16 protein-coding genes are annotated in these 17,713 nt (G+C 41.4%); 9 read left to right on the top strand and 7 right to left on the bottom strand.

Annotated elements, in window-relative coordinates; all coding sequences use genetic code 11:
• The first annotated feature begins 36 nt into the window (after positions 1–36).
• Entirely contained in the window at positions 37–474 is a 438-nt protein-coding gene (locus ACM2FC_RS16835; protein WP_498482125.1) for a DUF3069 domain-containing protein, read from the top strand.
• Between the two features lie 49 nt (positions 475–523).
• Here ACM2FC_RS16835 and modC read toward each other — a convergent pair whose 3' ends face one another.
• Genes modC through ACM2FC_RS16815 form a run of 4 tightly spaced genes read right to left on the bottom strand, consistent with a single transcriptional unit; the run spans position 524 to position 4,556 of the window.
• Complete coding sequence (gene modC / locus ACM2FC_RS16830) at positions 524–1,633, bottom strand: molybdenum ABC transporter ATP-binding protein ModC (protein WP_498482124.1); 1,110 nt, start codon at positions 1,631–1,633, stop codon at positions 524–526.
• Positions 1,630–2,319, bottom strand: coding sequence for a molybdate ABC transporter permease subunit (modB, locus tag ACM2FC_RS16825; RefSeq protein ID WP_498482179.1), 690 nt, complete (start codon positions 2,317–2,319; stop codon positions 1,630–1,632). The genes modC and modB overlap by 4 nt, the downstream gene beginning before the upstream one ends.
• 8 nt (positions 2,320–2,327) lie before the next feature.
• Positions 2,328–3,077: a molybdate ABC transporter substrate-binding protein gene (gene modA, locus ACM2FC_RS16820; RefSeq protein ID WP_498482123.1), complete on the bottom strand. Its 750-nt coding sequence runs from the start codon at positions 3,075–3,077 to the stop codon at positions 2,328–2,330.
• 12 nt (positions 3,078–3,089) lie between these two features.
• On the bottom strand, positions 3,090–4,556 hold the full coding sequence (locus ACM2FC_RS16815) for a cobyric acid synthase (RefSeq protein WP_498482122.1): 1,467 nt from the start codon (positions 4,554–4,556) through the stop codon (positions 3,090–3,092).
• Between the two features lie 134 nt (positions 4,557–4,690).
• On the opposite strand from ACM2FC_RS16815, the gene ACM2FC_RS16810 reads away from it, so the two are divergent.
• Positions 4,691–5,221, top strand: a complete 531-nt coding sequence (locus tag ACM2FC_RS16810; RefSeq protein ID WP_498482121.1) for a hypothetical protein — start codon at positions 4,691–4,693, stop codon at positions 5,219–5,221.
• A 27-nt stretch (positions 5,222–5,248) separates the two neighbouring features.
• Here the strand turns inward: ACM2FC_RS16810 and cra are convergent, their stop codons facing one another.
• Positions 5,249–6,247, bottom strand: a complete 999-nt coding sequence (gene cra, locus ACM2FC_RS16805; RefSeq protein ID WP_498482120.1) for a catabolite repressor/activator — start codon at positions 6,245–6,247, stop codon at positions 5,249–5,251.
• Positions 6,248–6,473: 226 nt separating this feature from the next.
• On the opposite strand from cra, the gene fruB reads away from it, so the two are divergent.
• The 4 genes from fruB to glgC all read left to right on the top strand — a co-directional run bounded on the left by fruB (position 6,474) and on the right by glgC (position 11,870).
• The gene (fruB, locus tag ACM2FC_RS16800; RefSeq protein ID WP_498482119.1) at positions 6,474–7,607 is read left to right on the top strand and encodes a fused PTS fructose transporter subunit IIA/HPr protein; all 1,134 of its coding nucleotides are present in this window, start codon (positions 6,474–6,476) and stop codon (positions 7,605–7,607) included.
• Between the two features lie 10 nt (positions 7,608–7,617).
• The gene (gene pfkB, locus ACM2FC_RS16795) at positions 7,618–8,565 is read left to right on the top strand and encodes a 1-phosphofructokinase (protein ID WP_498482118.1); all 948 of its coding nucleotides are present in this window, start codon (positions 7,618–7,620) and stop codon (positions 8,563–8,565) included.
• 19 nt (positions 8,566–8,584) lie between these two features.
• Positions 8,585–10,315, top strand: coding sequence for a PTS fructose transporter subunit IIBC (gene fruA, locus ACM2FC_RS16790; RefSeq protein ID WP_498482117.1), 1,731 nt, complete (start codon positions 8,585–8,587; stop codon positions 10,313–10,315).
• A gap of 337 nt (positions 10,316–10,652) precedes the next feature.
• Positions 10,653–11,870, top strand: a complete 1,218-nt coding sequence (gene glgC, locus ACM2FC_RS16785) for a glucose-1-phosphate adenylyltransferase (RefSeq protein ID WP_498482116.1) — start codon at positions 10,653–10,655, stop codon at positions 11,868–11,870.
• 86 nt (positions 11,871–11,956) lie between these two features.
• Here the strand turns inward: glgC and ACM2FC_RS16780 are convergent, their stop codons facing one another.
• The gene (locus tag ACM2FC_RS16780; RefSeq protein WP_498482115.1) at positions 11,957–12,835 is read right to left on the bottom strand and encodes an AraC family transcriptional regulator; all 879 of its coding nucleotides are present in this window, start codon (positions 12,833–12,835) and stop codon (positions 11,957–11,959) included.
• A gap of 145 nt (positions 12,836–12,980) precedes the next feature.
• Here ACM2FC_RS16780 and ACM2FC_RS16775 point away from each other — a divergent pair, with 145 nt between their 5' ends.
• The 3 genes from ACM2FC_RS16775 to ACM2FC_RS16765 all read left to right on the top strand — a co-directional run bounded on the left by ACM2FC_RS16775 (position 12,981) and on the right by ACM2FC_RS16765 (position 15,426).
• Positions 12,981–14,129 carry an iron-containing alcohol dehydrogenase gene (locus ACM2FC_RS16775; RefSeq protein WP_498482114.1) on the top strand — a complete coding sequence of 383 codons (1,149 nt, stop codon included), beginning with the start codon at positions 12,981–12,983 and terminating at the stop codon, positions 14,127–14,129.
• Positions 14,130–14,293: 164 nt separating this feature from the next.
• Positions 14,294–14,917: a lysoplasmalogenase family protein gene (locus ACM2FC_RS16770; protein WP_498482113.1), complete on the top strand. Its 624-nt coding sequence runs from the start codon at positions 14,294–14,296 to the stop codon at positions 14,915–14,917.
• A 53-nt stretch (positions 14,918–14,970) separates the two neighbouring features.
• Complete coding sequence (locus tag ACM2FC_RS16765) at positions 14,971–15,426, top strand: methylglyoxal synthase (protein ID WP_498482112.1); 456 nt, start codon at positions 14,971–14,973, stop codon at positions 15,424–15,426.
• A 49-nt stretch (positions 15,427–15,475) separates the two neighbouring features.
• Here ACM2FC_RS16765 and helD read toward each other — a convergent pair whose 3' ends face one another.
• Complete coding sequence (helD, locus tag ACM2FC_RS16760; protein WP_498482111.1) at positions 15,476–17,545, bottom strand: DNA helicase IV; 2,070 nt, start codon at positions 17,543–17,545, stop codon at positions 15,476–15,478.
• Positions 17,546–17,713: the final 168 nt, after the last annotated feature.

Below are 17,713 nucleotides of genomic sequence, written 5' to 3'. Positions count from 1 at the left end.
TTTTAGCATTGGCGTTTTTGTTTATGGAAAACCAAGATGTCTGAGCTAATTGAAAATGAAAACTCTAAAGCCGATTTAGACAGCTTCTCGCCAGAGTTGCGCCATCTTATAGAATTTGAAGACGTGCCAAAAGAGATGCACCTCATGGTAACTTCAATTCATGGTGCGTCTGAAAGTGTAGTGAGAGAAGAGTGGGACTCGTTACCAAAAAGCGCACAAAATATTCTAGATAGTTTTGAACAATTTCATGCCTTAGTCACCATTAGCCAAGCCTTTGCAGGGGTCAATACCTTGGAAGAGTTTTCAACGATGCAAATGCCAAATGGGCTAGATGAGCAACAGCAAGAAAACTACAAGGCGGATATTTTGGATCAGGTGCTAAAAAACTGTATAAAAGATATGGTTAAGCAGCTAAAAAAAGCACGTCGTGATGCTATTTTAAAACGAGATTTTCAAGAAACCTTCAGAAGGTAGTTGGTGCTTGATTTGTAGGGTGGTTTTATCCGAGACTGCCCTACTTTAGCTAATGTGAGAGCGCAACATCCTTTTGCGTCAAACTAACACCTTTCACCTGAGCATATACCAACAACCCCTCCTTTAAACTCAGCTCTTCACATGCCCATCGGGTGACCGAAGCCCAAAGATAACAATCATCACTTAGCTTCAGCTGTATTAAAACATTAAATTTAGACTTTGAACTTGCTGGAGGGGCTTGAATGGCTTGGATTTCTGCTTTGAATACATTGCGTATTGACGTGTTTTGAGGCTCATTCAAAGCAATAGAAACATCATTTGCTCGGATTTGTAACCTGAGCATTGTTTTGTTGGGGACCTCTACCTTTTGAATCCATATATTATGCTGCTCGGTAATTCGCACCTTACTGAGCCCATATCCCTCATTTTGTTCGATAAGTTGTCCTTCAAATAAAGAGCTTTGCTCATCACTCTCTAACCAAGGTCTCATCTCCTTCGAAGCCCAAACTTTATGAATTGGACCTGATACTGCAACGGTTCCCTTGTTAACAATCACCAAATGATCCGCTAGTCGCAGCACTTCGTGCAAACTGTGGGACACGTATAAAATTGGTATTTCAATTTCTGTGGACAAAGCTTCCAAAAACGGCATGACTTCTCGCTTTCTCGGTAAATCCAACGATGCTAAAGGCTCGTCCATCAATAAGATTTCTGGCTTTGACAAAAGCGCTCTTCCAATAGCCACTCGCTGCTTTTCACCGCCTGATAACTCGGATACATGACGACCAAGCAAGTCACTTAACGATAGCATATTAACAACTTTATCAAAGTAGTGACTGTCATGCTTACCCACACCATAAAGTAGGTTTCCTTTCACTTTATAGTGAGGAAAAAGGCGTGCATCTTGAAATACATACCCGACTTTTCTCTTGTGAGTAGGAAGGTTGCAATGCTTAACAGAGTCAAATAACACATGCTCACCAATGGAAATATAACCACTACTAGGCTTACTCAATCCGGCTACTGCATTAATAAGTGAGGTTTTGCCTGCGCCTGAACGGCCAAATATCGCTGTAATCCCTTTCTCTGGCAACGTTAAGTTGATATCAAAATCTGTTTCACCTAATGTTTGCTTATACTCAATTTTAAGTCCGCTCATTTTTTCATCCCTAATTTGCGCTGCGTATGTTTGGCAAACCAATCGGATGCCATTAGAGACACTAGAGCGATAACGATTGAGATAATACAAAGTCTGGCAGCTTGTGCTTCATCCCCTGGTGTTTGTATAAAGTTATACATAGCAAGAGGAATGGTTTGTGTTTCTCCCGGGATATTAGAAACAAACGTCATTGTCGCACCAAACTCACCCAAACTGCGCGCAAACGCTAGCATGGTTCCTGTAATTATGCCCGGCACAATGAGTGGAAGCGTGATGGTAAAAAATACTTTGAATGACGATGCACCTAATGTTGCGGCTGCCTGTTCTAATTTTCTATCAACGTTGTCAATACTTAAGCGTATCGAACGAACCATCAACGGCAGTGCTACCACTGAGGAGGCGAGAACTGCTCCCTTCCAATTAAAGCTGAATACGATACCAAAATGCTCGAGTAACCACTCTCCGATCACGCCTTTCCTGCCCATTACCACCAGAAGTAAATACCCGACAACAACGGGAGGTAATACCAAAGGTAGGTGAATCGCACTATCGACAAACCCTTTCCCTATGAATTGTTTTCTCGAAAGCAACCAGCCTAAGACAATGCCAAAAGGTATCAACCAAATGACAGTGTAACTTGCAACCTTTAGGCTGAGGACGATGGCTTGGTATTCGTATTCAGTTATTAGCATGATTATACTGGTTGGCTAAATCCGTATTGTTTTAAGATTGCAGTTGCTTGTTTACTATTCAGGAAGTGAACAAAATTAGAAACCGCTTTGTCGTGATTCATTTGTACCAATGGATAAATAATCGGTGTGTGCAACTTAGCAGGAAACTCCGCTACAACTTTTACTTTTTTCGACATTAACGCGTCCGTTTTATATACGACACCTAATGGCGCTTCACCTAGTTCAACTAACGCTAATGCTGCTCGAACATTTGCTGTGGGAGCAAGTCTAGATTCTACGGTATTCCATACTCCTAGAGACTGAAGTGTTTGCTTCGCATAAATACCTGCAGGCACTGAGTTTGTGTCTCCCACAGATAAACGCTGCCCTTTCAGTTCGTTTGCCCATGCCGCTTTACTATTAATATTAAAATGAATATTTGATGTAGTTGGCTCAATCAATACTAGGCTATTTGTCGCAAACATAGAAATATCAGTTTTCTTAATCACTTTGTTATCCGCCAAATAACTCACCCATTTTTTATCAGCGGAGATAAAAATATCTGCGGGCGCTCCATTTTCAATCTGACGAGCAAGAGACGATGACGCGGCGAAAACAGGTACAATTTTTACATTGTGATCTTGGTTGTAAGCCTTAATGATAGAGTTAACCGCATCTGTCATAGAAGAAGCCGCATAAATGTTGATATTGCTAGAAGCATTTGCCAAAAACGGCAGGCAAAGCGATAACAGAAAACAAACCAGTTTTTTCATATTTTTCTCTTACTAATTAAACAATGTTGGCCACAACGAATTCAAATCAAGATGCCGTTCTATAGCATCCGCGATTCTATCGATACTTTTTTGTTGCATTTGTTCATGGGACTGAATGTTAGTTAAATTCTTTGCTCCAGCCCACTCACATATCAGCTTCAACGCTTCAGGTGTATCGAGAATACCGTGTAAGTAAGTACCCATAATTTGCTGGCACTCGCTTAACGCCCCCTCTGGTTTACCATCGCTCAAATGTATCGGCTGAAATTCTTCCACCTTAGTCTCACCTAGATGAATCTCATATCCTTTGACATCTACAGCTTGGCCTAGCAACCGGAGGCATCCGTTTTGGTTAGTTAGTTTTTTCTGAGGTGTGAACTCAGTGTAGGTGTTCAAAAGCTTTAAACCATGACATTGCTCAGGTTTTCCTTCGAAACCACCCCTATCGTCGATCGATTGACCAAGCATTTGGTAACCACCACAAATACCGAGCACTTTCCCACCGAATCTCAAGTGGCGATAGATATCCCTATCCCATCCTTGTGCACGCAAGTAGCGTAGGTCATCTAAAACAGATTTGCTCCCAGGTAAAATAATGAGATCTGCGCCAACAAGCTTTTCTCCCTCACCAACAAAAGTTAATTCTATTTCAGGATTTGAGCGTAATGAATCAAAGTCAGTGTGATTACTAATCCTTGGGAACACAGGAACAATCACTATTAACTTAGCGGTACCACATTGATTTTGTTCAGGGTTAATGGCGTCCTCTGATTCCAAATAAAAATTAGGCAAATAAGGTAGTACGCCAAGGACTGGCTTATTTGTTTTCTGTTCTAACCAATCTAAACCTGGCTTAAGTAAATCCAAATTGCCACGAAATTTATTGATGACAAAACCTACAACACGAGCTTGCTCGCTTTCACTTAGTAATGCTAACGTGCCATATAAGTGTGCAAACACGCCACCTTTATCAATATCTGCTACGATAATGACCGGAATATCAGCTTCTTCAGCAAACCCCATATTGGCGATATCATTTTCTCTAAGATTGATTTCAGCTGGACTACCTGCACCTTCAATAACAATGGAATCAAATTGTTTTTCTAACTTTTGAAACGAGTCTAAAACAAACGGTAAAGCTTTTGACTTGTAACTTTTGTAGCCAATTGCGTCAACATTACCGAATACAGCCCCCTGAAAAATAACTTGAGCGCTAGTGTCAGTAGAAGGTTTTAATAATACCGGATTCATATCGACAGTCGGTTCGATACAACATGCCTTCGCTTGTACAGCTTGAGCTCTGCCAATTTCTCCACCGTCAACCGTAACCGCACTATTCAATGCCATATTTTGTGGCTTAAACGGACACACTTTCACACTTTTTCGCGCCAACACTCTGCATAAGCCAGCCACTAAAACACTTTTACCCGCATCAGATGTTGTTCCCTGCACCATTAAGGCTTTTATCGTTTCTTTCAATTTATGCCACCAGCTGCATGTGTTAAGGCTCTTAGTAAATTAAGGTTCTGTGATCTCATCACATTTACCCGGCCTATTTTTTGCAGGTTTTTGTTTTTAAGTCAATATTTTGTCTCATATGACATGGAGTCACGATGTTTAATAAAGCGAAAGTCATAGCTAGCGCAGTTATTAGCTCTACCTGCTTTATTCCGTTTGCTGTCAATGCCAACAATTTTAGTTACAACTACCTAGAGGTATTCACCTCTATTAGTCCAGACTCATCCGGGGTTGAATTCAGTAATCAGATCATGGAAAACGCCCATATTATTGCCCGGGCTAGTACTCGATTTGACCGTGACCACGACTTTGCCGGAGGTATAGGTTTTAACGGCCCACTCAATCAGTTCGCTGATATCTATGGCCAGATTCTTCTACATCAAATAAAAGAAACACCGGACGAAGGTGGAGAAAGTAATGTAGAAGGCGAAATGAATGTTGGGGTTCGTGTTTGGTTCAGTGACCAATTTGAGGCCACTGGCAGAGTTGGACGCTTAGACGACAGATCAGTGTTTTATGGTGGGGTACGCTTTCATTCAACCGACCAACTTTCACTTTCTGCCGAAAGCAGAAATAATGGGATATACGGGCCACAACTTACTATGTCAGTACGATTCCAATTTTAATTCCCCTTCGCCCAGCGAGAATACATTCTAACACTGGGCTTCGTTTCGTATCTTAATTTTTCTTGGTACAAGCTCTACTTGAGGCCCACAAGGCTTGCGTTTGTTCGTCGCACTGAGTGCCAAAGACAAGGCTTTGCTAGATATCACGTCAAATTGTTGTGGCAGAGAGTTCACTTTAAAGGGCAAAAAATCCAGCAATCGATTGTCACCAAACGTTGCTAACTTAAGGTTTTTAGTCAGGTGGGGCCGTTCAACCAGCACATCAAGCACACCTTCAAGCAACGTATAGGACGTCGTCATGATAGCGTCAGGCAAGTTACAGTCTGTAATCCACTTTTCAATAATTCGTTTTCCATCTTCACTATGAAAGTTTTGTCCATAGCTTGTTATGGTCTCAACGGATAATTTTTTTGCCGCAGCGAAAAATCCGTTTTCACGTTCACGTGAAATATTCAACTCTGGTAAAGCACCTATTAAGCCTATTTTCTTTATATTTTCCGCATAAATCGATTGAGTGAGTTCGAAGGCCCCTCCAAAATCTTCACTAATTACGCATGAAAAATGTTCATCATCCAATGGCCTGTCAATCGCAATGACAGGCGTACCAGAGGATTGAACCTTTAAATAGAACTCTGTCGCATCGGAGATAGAGCTGGCTACGAATAACGCATCAACACTTCGGCTCAATAACGCTTCAACTAACCTTTTCTCAGTTTCTGGATCATCGTCAGTGCAGCCTATCAATATTTGATAACCTTCAACACGAGATTTTTTTTCTAGGAACTTAGATAAGCGCGCATAACTCATATTTTCCAAATCTGGAATCAATAAGCCAAAAGAATGACTGACTCCTCCACGAAGTGAGCTTGCAACATAATTTGGACGATAGTTATTTGACTGAACAACATCCATTACCTTCTTTTGTGTTTTAGCACTTATTCTATACTTTTGTGCTTTTCCATTGACGACATAGCTTGCTGTTGTCTTAGACACACCAGCTAACTTTGCAATTTCATCTAGTGTCATATGAGTACTCTTAAATTGTGGCTCAGATCAAATATTACTAACATTCTTCTCATGAATGGTTGCATTATATACTGAAACGATTCAGCATAAAAGCTGAAAGGATTCAGCAAAGCAAATAATGTTATATCTCACACACTTCACTTAATAATCAAATGAAAATGTGAATGCTTTGCTAAATTTTTTAAGCATTTGCTGAACCGTTTCAGCTTAATTACGAGGCACAAATATGCTGCAACTAAATATTGATGACATTTCTCTAGATCGGCATAGCGACGATGCGAAATCTGCAATCAATTTACTCGCTGCTGACCTGTCAGATAAAAACTACGTGGATAGCAATTACGTAAACGGAATGCTGGCACGTGAAAAGCAAAACTCAACCTACCTAGGAAATGGAATTGCAATCCCCCATGGTACTACCGATACAAGAGACCTAGTCAATCAAACGGGCTTAGTTGTGCACCACTACCCGAAAGGTGTTGACTGGGGCGACGGCAATATCGCCTATTTAGCTATTGGTATTGCTGCCAAGTCTGACGAGCATCTCGATATACTTAAACAATTGACTAAAGTTTTGTCACAAGACGGGGTTCTAGAAGCATTAAAAAACGCCGCCACCGGCGAAGAAATTATTTCGATTGTAAGTGGTACCGCCCAAGTAAATAGTGAATTCAATTCAAGCTTGATACAAACCCGCTTCCCTGCTTCTGATCTTTTACAGTTGTCTGCTGTAGGGGCTGGCCTACTCAAAAACGCAACATTTGTCGATAGCCAGTTTGTCGCAGAAGTTGTGTCAAAAGCGCCTACTCACCTAGGAAATGGTTTATGGATGGTGAGCTCTCGTGTAGGAGTTGAAAAAACAGCCATGTCAATAGTGACCCTGTCACGCACGGTAAAATTTGACAACCAACCTGTTGCAGCATTGATTACGCTTTCCACTAATAACTTTACTCATAAAACCCTATTAGATGTCATTGAGAATCTGATTCTAAATCATGAACAACAGAAAATAACTTCAGGTTCTAAGGAAGATATTTTGCAACTTTTTGCCTTAAACACGGTTAATGAACTGACGACAGAAGATGGCTTAACCGCTGTCTACAAAATTATAAATGCTCATGGGCTACATGCTAGACCCGGCGCAATGCTTGTCGCAGAGGCTAAAAAGTTTGAATCAAGCATACAAGTAGAAAACCTCGATGTATCAAGTGAGCCGGTAAATGCCAAAAGCCTAATGAAAGTTATCGCTTTAGGTGTCAAACACGGGCACAGACTGAAATTTACCGTACAAGGTAACGACGCCACACAAGCGCTTGAGTCTATTGGAACAGCCATAGAGTCAGGTCTAGGTGAGCGTTAAGGATATGTCTATGACAAATAAAGTAGTCACGATTACCCTAAACCCTGCTCTCGATTTAACAGGCAGTTTGAGCACCTTAAATGTTGGTAACGTCAGCCTTGTAGATCGCTCTTCTCTTCACGCCGCAGGAAAAGGTGTAAACGTCGCTCAAGTCCTTAGAGATCTTGGCGCAGAAGTCACGGTGACGGGCTTTTTAGGAAAAGATAACCAAGAGATGTTTTGCCAGCTCTTCAACTCTATCGGGGTAAATGATCAATTTATTCGAGTGGAAGGTGCGACACGTATCAATGTAAAACTCGTTGAAGCGTCAGGCGCAGTTAGCGATATAAACTTTCCAGGCGTGAACGTTTCCGAGCAAGACATTGCTCTGTTCGAAAAACAACTATTTGAACTCGCACAAACCCATGAGTACTTTGTACTCGCTGGTAGTCTACCAAACGGGGTATCTCCTCAACGATGTGCTTCATGGCTTGCAAAGTTAAATGAGCTAGGAAAGAAAGTTCTTTTCGATAGCAGTCGCCAAGCTCTTAGTTCGGGAATTAACGCTCAACCTTGGCTAATCAAGCCGAATGACGATGAGCTCGCGTACTTAGCCAATAAACCATTGACTTCGTTATTTTTAGTCCAGCAAGCAGCACTTGAAGTCGCAGAAAACATTGAAAATACCGTTATTTCGTTAGGTTCAGAAGGTGTCATATGGCACTCGAAAGGTCAATGGCTAAAAACATCACCTCCAAAAATGAACGTCGTCAGCACCGTCGGTGCAGGTGACACACTCGTGGCTGGTTTGTGCTGGGGGCACATGCAGGCTATGGAAAAAGAGCAAATTCTCTCGTTTGCAACGGCTTTATCAGCACTTGCAGTCGAGCAAATAGGTGTCGGCGTACAAAACATCGATGCTGTTACCCAATTACAAAAAAAAATAAAAGTTACCTCTCTCACACTCGCAACGAGATAGAAGGACAAAGGTCAATACTATGAACATCACAATTATTACCGCTTGCCCTAGTGGAACTGCAACCAGCATTCTTGCTGCAGGCGTATTAGAAAAGGCAGCTAAAAAACTGGGATGGAACGCAGCAATTGAATGCCAATCATTAGTGACTGATACGACTACTCTGACAAAAGAGCAAGTCAGTAACGCTGATGCTGTTATTATTGCTTCCAACACCCCAATTGATGAAACACGCTTTGTTAATAAAAAAGTCTACAAAGCATCGATTTCCGAGTGTTTAGCAAACCCTGAGCAGTTTTTGCAAACCGCTGTCGAAAAAGCGACAACTTTGACCGAAGCGATTACATTAGAAAAGACTGAAGGTGGCAAAAAGCGCATCGTCGCGATTACTGCTTGTCCAACTGGCGTAGCGCATACGTTTATGGCTGCTGAAGCGCTTGAAGAAGAAGCAATTCGACAAGGGTATCAAATTAAGGTTGAGACTCGTGGTTCAGTTGGTGCAAAAAACCAGTTGACCGCTGAAGAAATTGCACAGGCCGATCTTGTCATTGTCGCCGCAGATATTGAAGTGCCCATGGATCGATTTAATGGCAAGTTGATGTATAGAACTAAGACTGGGCCAGCTCTGAAGAAAACCAAACAAGAAATCGAACGCGCTTTTGATGAAGCACACGAATATCAGCATACTGGTGGAAATGCTCCGGCCACAACAGAAGAGAAAAAAGGCGTATATTCTCACCTAATGACCGGTGTTTCTCACATGTTACCAGTTGTTGTAGCTGGTGGTTTAATCATTGCTCTTTCATTTGTATTTGGTATAAAAGCATTCGAAGAAAAAGGGACATTAGCCGCAGCTTTGATGGATATAGGTGGCGGCTCAGCGTTTAAATTGATGATACCTGTGCTTGCGGGATATATCGCCTACTCGATTGCTGATAGACCCGGCTTAGCGCCTGGCTTAGTAGGTGGCCTGCTTGCTAGCTCCACAGGTGCCGGATTCTTAGGCGGGATTGTCGCAGGCTTTATTGCTGGATATGTTGCCAAATTCATCGCGGAAAAAGTCAAACTGCCGCAGTCGATGGAAGCACTTAAACCTATTTTAATTATCCCATTTCTAGCCACGCTATTTACTGGCTTGGTGATGATATACGTGGTAGGTGGTCCAGTTTCCCATCTAATGGAATCAATGACCTCTTTCTTAAATAATATGGGCTCTGCGAATGCGGTTCTATTAGGTATTATCCTTGGCGCGATGATGTGCTTTGACTTAGGTGGCCCTATCAACAAAGCTGCGTATACCTTCGGTGTTGGTTTGTTGGCTTCTCATACCTATATGCCTATGGCAGCAATCATGGCAGCTGGTATGGTTCCACCTTTGGCTATGGGACTTGCGACGCTCATTGCTAAGAGTAAATTTGATCAAAGTGAGCGTGAAGCCGGCAAAGCTGCGTTTGTTTTAGGCCTATGTTTTATCACGGAAGGTTCAATACCGTTTGCCGCTAAAGATCCAGCCCGTGTTATCCCTTGCAATATGATTGGTGGCGCTGTAACGGGTGCATTATCAATGCTTTTTGGTGCGCAACTTATGGCTCCTCACGGTGGTTTATTTGTATTACTCATCCCGAACGCCGTTTCTCCAGTATTCTTATACTTGGTCGCAATAGCGGTAGGTACAATCATTACAGGTGTTAGTTATGCCTTTCTTAAAAAACGCCCTGAACAAACGCCTCAACAAGTTGCGTTAAGCAACTAACTTAAGCCTAAAGTGGGCTTACTTATAGCGCCAACTTCAACGTTGGCGCTTTTTTTATCTAAATTTCAACTCACTCCACTACGTTAAGCTTGCCACTTAAAAAGCAGATAAACGAATAAAAACGTAAAGCCAAGTGTTTGCTAAATTCGCTCCACATCATCATGTAAGCTAAATGCTACATTTTAGTGCTCAAAAAGTTACCTATGCACCATTTTGTACATGGTAAATTTTGTAATATGTTGATTTATATGGTCTAGAGAAAAATAACTTTGTGGCTTAATTCTTGTAGAGCATAGGAATACCACTTCTTTCTTGCACAGTTTCAGGGAGTATTAGAATGCAAAACACATTGACTATCGTTCTAGCTGGCGGCGCCGGTTCTAGGCTGAGTCCACTGACAGACGATAGAGCTAAACCCGCAGTCCCTTTCGGTGGAAAATACAGAATTATTGATTTCACTTTAACCAACTGCCTACACTCTGGACTTCGCCGTATTCTTGTTTTGACGCAGTATAAATCTCACTCTCTTCATAAACATATCCGAAATGGCTGGTCCGTTTTCAATCCTGAATTAGGTGAGTATGTCACTGCAGTTCCTCCTCAAATGAGGAAAGGAGGAAATTGGTATCAAGGCACCGCAGATGCCATCTATCAAAACATGTGGTTACTTTCTCGGAGCGACGCTGAGCATGTTATCGTACTGTCTGGCGATCACATCTATCGCATGGATTACGCGGCAATGCTTAAACAGCATAAAAAGACCGACGCCTCCCTGACTGTCGCATGCATGGGGGTACCCAAAGAAGAAGCAAGTCAATTTGGTATTATGGCGATGGATAGCCATGGGCTAGTCGATGCATTTGTTGAAAAGCCGATTGACCCTCCAACCATTCCAAATAATCCTTCTCATTGTTTAGCTTCAATGGGTATCTATATTTTTAAAATGGAAACGTTAATGGATGCTTTGGCCGAGGATGCAGACTGTTGTTCCTCTGAACATGATTTTGGTAAAGATATCATCCCCAAACTTATCGATAAACGTGGCGTCTACGCATACAGCTTTGGCAGTGACAAAGGGCGGGTAGCTAAAGATAGCTATTGGAGAGATGTGGGAACGATAGATTCCTATTATCAAGCAAATATGGATTTACTAGAGCCTGTTTCACCAATGAATTTGTATCAGCCCGATTGGTCTATTAGAACTTATGAACCCCAATATCCACCAGCTAGAACCGTATCGTCTGCGACCGGCAATGAAGGGATATTCATCAATTCCATCATCGCGAATGGAGTTGTAAACACGGGTGGTTCTGTGCAGAGCTCAGTGGTTTCTCCGAACGTACAAATTAATGACAGAGCAACCATATGCAACAGCATTATTTTCGACGACGTGCAAATTGGTGAAGGATGCCAGCTTAATAACTGCATTGTTGATAAACATGTAAAAATTCCCCCTAACACCCAGATAGGGATTAATGCGTCAGAAGATGCAGAGAGATTTCACATTTCTCCAAAAGGGATTGTCGTAGTACCGGAAAGCTACCAATTTGACTAATGTTAGGACATATACACAAACTGGCTTAAGTTCTGATTTGGATGAATCAAGGTCAACTTATATGGGAGCTGAAACGCTCCCACTCTTTACCTTGTTGCTGGCGTCTGTTCAAAATGTCTTTTGTATTCGCGGCTAAATTGTGAAGGACTGTTGTACCCAACGAGCCTAGCTGCATCCCCCACTCTTTTACCTTCAAGTTGAATCAGCTCTTTCGCCTTATTCAAACGCACTTTCTTTATATATTGCAACGGAGATTCAAGTGTCACACTACGAAAAGCATTGTGAAAGGCGGAAACGCTCATATTCGCCTCACTGGCTAATTCTTGTACCGTCAACATTTGCTGATAATCTTGATGAACCTTATTGAGCGCTTTTGCAATACGCGCGTACTGCCCTTCGTATCGAGCCAAATCAAATAGTACGTAAGCTTTATCACTGGTTAAGACACGATAGATCAGTTCTTCATAAATTAACGGGCTAAGGATTTGTGATTCTGCTTCATCGCATAACGAGTTAATTAATCGTGTACAGGTGTCCAACATTGCAGCATCCATAGGAACTGAGTCAAGACACATCGCGTCAGCACAGGCTTGCTTCTTAGGCCTTACATCTTTTTTTTCCAGAATACTGACCAAACGCTGCAACGTGGCTTGGTCGATAGTCACTGATAAACCCAATATAGGATGATCTTGTTCAGCGAATGCCTCGCACTCAAGAGGTAAAGGCACACCGACCACTAAATAATCATTAGGCCCGTAAGAGACGCAACTGTTTCCAATGTGAATGTCCTTCTTGCCTTGCCCCAATATCAAAATACCGGATTGGTAAGTAAAAGGCTGCCTAGGGTTCCCCACACTACTTCGAAAAAAACGAACATGCTCTAGTGAAGTTTCGCTAACACCCTCCAGATCGTTTAAACCTTGTTTGTCCACATACTTTTGCATGATATCGCTCAAACTAGACACAAGTCACCTCAGTGTAAGAATTACATTTAGGAGAAATAGGCAAAAAAATTGGACTAATTCACCTTTTTAAAACCAGATAACGGGACTAATATGCATACTACTAGGTGTTATCACTGTCAGCAACAACAAATCAAAAGGTAACAAAATGCAATTTTCATATTCAAACCCAACAAACATTTACTTTGGCCAAGGTCAAATTTCAACAATAGCGGACTCTATCGCGAAAGAAAAAAGGGTTCTGTTCCTTTACGGTGGTGGCTCTATCAAGAAAAATGGCGTATATGACCAAGTAGTAAAGGCACTTGAAAATCACACTTGGTTTGAGTTTTCTGGCGTAGAGCCAAACCCAACAAAAGAAACGCTCGATAAAGCAATTAGCCTTGTAAAAGAGAAACAGTTAGATTTTATTCTTGCAGTCGGAGGCGGCTCGGTAATTGATGGTTCAAAATATGTTGCAGCTGGTAGCCTTTATGAAGGAGATGCTTGGGATATTTTAACAGGAAAATACACACCTCAAGCAGCAGTTCCAATTGGTGCTATTCTCACGCTTCCTGCAACTGGCTCAGAATCTAACAAAGGCGCGGTAATCACTAAATCAGAGACTCAAGACAAGCTTGCATTTATGTCTCCTTATGTTCAGCCTACATTCGCGGTACTAGACCCGGATACAATGAAAACTTTGCCTGAAAGACAATTATTGAATGGTATCGTTGACGCTTGGGTTCACGTGTGTGAGCAATACATTACAAGCCCAGCTGGCGCGTTTGTACAAGACGGTTACGCTGAGGCCTTATTAAAGAGCCTCAAGAACTTAGGCGATAATTATGCGAACCGTGACAATGACCAATGGCGAGCGAACCTAATGTGGACAGCAAACCAAGCATTAAATGGACTAATTGGTGCTGGTGTACAGCAAGATTGGGCAACGCACATGATTGGGCACGAGCTGACAGCACTTTATGGTGTCGATCACGCGAGATCTCTAGCGATTATTCAACCTTCACTGCTTAGAAATCAAATTGAACGAAAACGCGGTAAGCTAGAACAACTAGGCAAAAATGTGTTTGGACTACCTAGCACTGACGATTTAGCAGAGAAAACGATAGACGCAATAGAAGCTTTCTATCACTCACTCAATGTTCCAACTATGTTGAGTGATTATGGAACAGATAAAGCAACAGCAATTGACCAAATTGTTGACCAACTAGAGCTACACAAGATGCTAGCGCTGGGTGAAAATCAGTCAATTACCCTAGACGAAAGCCGCAAAATTCTCGAACATGCGATCTCGTAATCATAATTGGAAACCCAATTTAAAGTTTATATCGTAATTAAACGATCTCTAGGTAAAATCATCAAAGCAGCGCCCATTGCGCTGCTTCTTTTTTAAGCTGTTAATACCGTTAATATTCTGATGATTTACAGTATTATTTAAATGGGAGTGCCTAGGAATATGATATGTGGTTAATTGTTATAGGATTATTCTGCGTTCATTCAATATTCAACAACAATCTACCGCGATGGTTATACCTCGCAACTCGTTACTTACCGACAGCGTTATTAATCGGTTATCTTTTAACTAACATTTCTAGTTACTTATATTATACCTATCTTATTTCCTTCAGTTTGGTCGTAACAACAATCAGTGACTTCAAACTCAATCAAAAAACTAACAATACTTTAATTGCTGATTCGTTTTTACTCATTGCTCATTTAATTTGTTTTTTTGCATTCTTTCATATGCTGCATAATGAGCCAACAGCTTGGCTTTCTATCGTTATTATTTGCGCAGCGGTAATCATTTATCTGTTACTACTACCGAGCCTAGCCAACCATAAAGTGTTAATTGCCATATATTTTATTGTCTCTTCGATGGTGATTTGGTCTTCTGCTGAATATTGGATAGACACTAAACACCTTCCTTCATTGTTTGCCATGTTTAGCACTGCTAGTTTCATTATCTATGGCGCATTTATAAACCTAAAACGATTTGGGTTATCTTGGTGTCTAACTAACCAAACAATCACCTTAAGCTACTTTGCATTCCAAGCTTTACTGGCTTTATCTGTACAAACGTTATAGGGTCGTAACTACTAATTCTAAACTTAAAATTGCTGACTAAATAAGGGGCTTTGATGCAAAAAACAACTCGCATTATGTCTAAGAGCAAGCAGGTTGCTCTCGTTGCGCACGACAACTGCAAACCAGATTTATTACGTTGGGTGGTAGAACACAAATCCAAGTTACAACATCACAGCTTATTTGCTACTGGTACTACTGGAAATTTACTGAGTAAAGAAACTGGACTGGAAATTACCAGCCTCATCAGCGGCCCTATGGGGGGCGACCAACAACTCGGCGCATTAATTTCCGAACAAAAAATCGATCTATTGATATTTTTCTGGGACCCACTTAATGCAGTCCCACATGACCCAGATGTAAAAGCGCTTTTAAGAATAGCCAGTGTGTGGAATATCCCGGTCGCCACAAGCCGGGCTAGTGCCAACTTTTTAATCGAATCTTCTTTGCTAGATCAGGAAGTAGAAATTGAAATCCCTGATTACAACGCTTACTTAAGCGCTCGTACATAATATAACTCCGCAAACCCATGCTAAATCAAGAGCTTGGGTTTGCTACAGTTTATTTCTGTTTGATTATTGGGTAGCCTTCGTCAGTCAATTCTTTAACAAAACTCGATCCACTGCCAGAGTACGTCACCCACACTTTCTCTTTTGCCCGAGTTAATGCAACATAAAACAAACGACGCTCTTCTGCGTATGCAAATGTATCACCTGACTCTGATAGAGCTCCATCTAAGTGTAACGCCTTAACTTTCGCTGGGAACTGCCCTTCATCTACAGATAAAATAATGACTATATCTGCTTCCTTCCCTTTACTTGCGTGACAGGTCATGAATGACAACTCCAAGTTGGGGAACTGTTTATGCCAGTCACTAAGCAACTCCGGCTTGTGATAATGGTTTCGACCTAGTAACAAAACAGATTTGTTCTGCTTAGCTTGCTTACTCACTTGCTCTAATGCTTTTTCGACATTGGTAGTTGAAGCAAGGTATACAGCCTTTTGCTTCTGCTGTTTAAAGCTCGCTAACGGCTTGGGAATCTGATTTGGGTTCTGTTGAATAAACGTATTCGCCACTTCACCTATTTTGTTGTTGAATCGATAAGTCGTATCTAAATAATGTGTTGTGGAATGAGGAAAGCGCCTTTCAAATTCAGTTGTTAAAGCAACATTTGCCCCTGCAAACTGATATATTGATTGCCAATCATCGCCGACTGCAAACAGCGAGCGCTCGTCACTGGTGTTTTTTTGTCGGCATATCGATTCAATCAAATTTAATCTTTGCGGAGAGATATCCTGATATTCATCAATCATGATGAACTTCCACTGAGCCTTAAACTTGTTCTTTCTTACTAAGTCCGCAGCTTGAGTTATCATCATATTGAAATCAATGTGACCATTTTCCTTTAGCTCCTGCTTCCAAGCTTGATAGCAAGGCCAAACTAATGCAAGTTCACTGTTTAAACGAGTATAATCCGGGTGAGAAACAAGCTGCTCTTGAATCTGTTTTTTCGAAATTGCTATTGTAGCAAGCTGATTTAACTGAGTATCTAACCAAGTAATTAATTTCTCATTTTCTACATGGCTGGCTAGCTCTTCGTCACCTGCGATATAGGCGATTGGCCACTTAGCCAAATGTTTTTGCCAGCGCTTGAAGTTCGTCGGTGTCATCCAATGCTTTTTCAGCCAATCAATACACCATGCATGTCTAAGCTTATCATCTGTTGCTAACGGAGAAATAGTCGTCTGGCTGCCTGCGATATTATTTAATATCGACAACCCGAGCTTATGAAATGTGCTGACAGTGACATTTTCAGCCCCAAGCCCAACTTTTTCGTCTAAACGTTGACGCATTTCATTTGCTGCCTCTCGGCCGTAAGCAACAATTAATATGTCCTCTGCTTTCGCCAAGTGACTTTGTAGTAAATACGCAACTCTAGCACTCAGAACACTCGTTTTCCCGGAACCCGCGCCAGCCAAAACTAAATTATTGTCGTCATTAAGTAAAACAGCTTGTTGTTGGCTAACATTTAGCGGAGATGACTCAAGTTGAGAAAAGAGCACTTCCCAGTTTTTACGTTCTTCTTCAACCCAAACCTGATTTCGGTTTGCTAGGATTTCTTTAGTATTGTTGTACCACGGCAGAATTTCACGCACACGTTGGGGCATCCTTTGTTCAGCTTCAGATAAGCTAAACCCCATCCCTTCTATATCTGACCTAACTCTATTTTTCCAAGCCTCTACTTTAGAGTGATTCAAAAAAGACGGCAAAATGGAGAGTCTGTGTAGTTCAGTTTCCCATTGCGGTAAAAAGCGATTCAGTTGCTCAACTTGGTTCGTATGCCACTTGTCGTAACAATCAACTGCACGTACAGCAAAATCTCTACAATCTTGTTTTGGCAATCCTCTCACAACCCACATGGATTGAGAGTTATTGTTTACATGAGAAAAAAATTGCAAATCTGACCAAACTATTCCCTTTTTTACGATAACTTTTCCACTCCAAGCATTGAAAGAAATGGTTTCATCCTTCAAGCTCGAAGTTAAAACAAGAGAATTCCCTTCCAATCTAACATTGTGGTATTCGTTCTGAACAAAAAATTGCGCTGATTTTCCTGCGCTAACTTCCATAATACTTTGACCCTAATGCAGTAAAACTGACTCAATGATATACCCAAATCACCTTTCATGGCGAATTTCTGTCAAATGAGTTTGAGTAATAAATTATTGAAACGAAAAAACTAGAAAACGAAATACAGCCTTTACATTTGGGAAACAAATATCAGAAAAACATTGAGT

The sequence above is a fragment of the Vibrio sp. A37 genome (genome assembly GCF_059777565.1).
This window is presented reverse-complemented; position numbering and strand designations above follow the sequence as displayed.

Coding starts and splice junctions, on each gene's coding strand:
- ACM2FC_RS16835 (WP_498482125.1), top strand. CDS start 37: ATGTCTGAGCTAATTGAAAATGAAAACTCTAAAGCCGATTTAGACAGC.
- modC (WP_498482124.1), bottom strand. CDS start 1,633: ATGAGCGGACTTAAAATTGAGTATAAGCAAACATTAGGTGAAACAGAT.
- modA (WP_498482123.1), bottom strand. CDS start 3,077: ATGAAAAAACTGGTTTGTTTTCTGTTATCGCTTTGCCTGCCGTTTTTG.
- ACM2FC_RS16810 (WP_498482121.1), top strand. CDS start 4,691: ATGTTTAATAAAGCGAAAGTCATAGCTAGCGCAGTTATTAGCTCTACC.
- cra (WP_498482120.1), bottom strand. CDS start 6,247: ATGACACTAGATGAAATTGCAAAGTTAGCTGGTGTGTCTAAGACAACA.
- fruB (WP_498482119.1), top strand. CDS start 6,474: ATGCTGCAACTAAATATTGATGACATTTCTCTAGATCGGCATAGCGAC.
- pfkB (WP_498482118.1), top strand. CDS start 7,618: ATGACAAATAAAGTAGTCACGATTACCCTAAACCCTGCTCTCGATTTA.
- fruA (WP_498482117.1), top strand. CDS start 8,585: ATGAACATCACAATTATTACCGCTTGCCCTAGTGGAACTGCAACCAGC.
- glgC (WP_498482116.1), top strand. CDS start 10,653: ATGCAAAACACATTGACTATCGTTCTAGCTGGCGGCGCCGGTTCTAGG.
- ACM2FC_RS16775 (WP_498482114.1), top strand. CDS start 12,981: ATGCAATTTTCATATTCAAACCCAACAAACATTTACTTTGGCCAAGGT.
- ACM2FC_RS16770 (WP_498482113.1), top strand. CDS start 14,294: ATGTGGTTAATTGTTATAGGATTATTCTGCGTTCATTCAATATTCAAC.
- ACM2FC_RS16765 (WP_498482112.1), top strand. CDS start 14,971: ATGCAAAAAACAACTCGCATTATGTCTAAGAGCAAGCAGGTTGCTCTC.
- helD (WP_498482111.1), bottom strand. CDS start 17,545: ATGGAAGTTAGCGCAGGAAAATCAGCGCAATTTTTTGTTCAGAACGAA.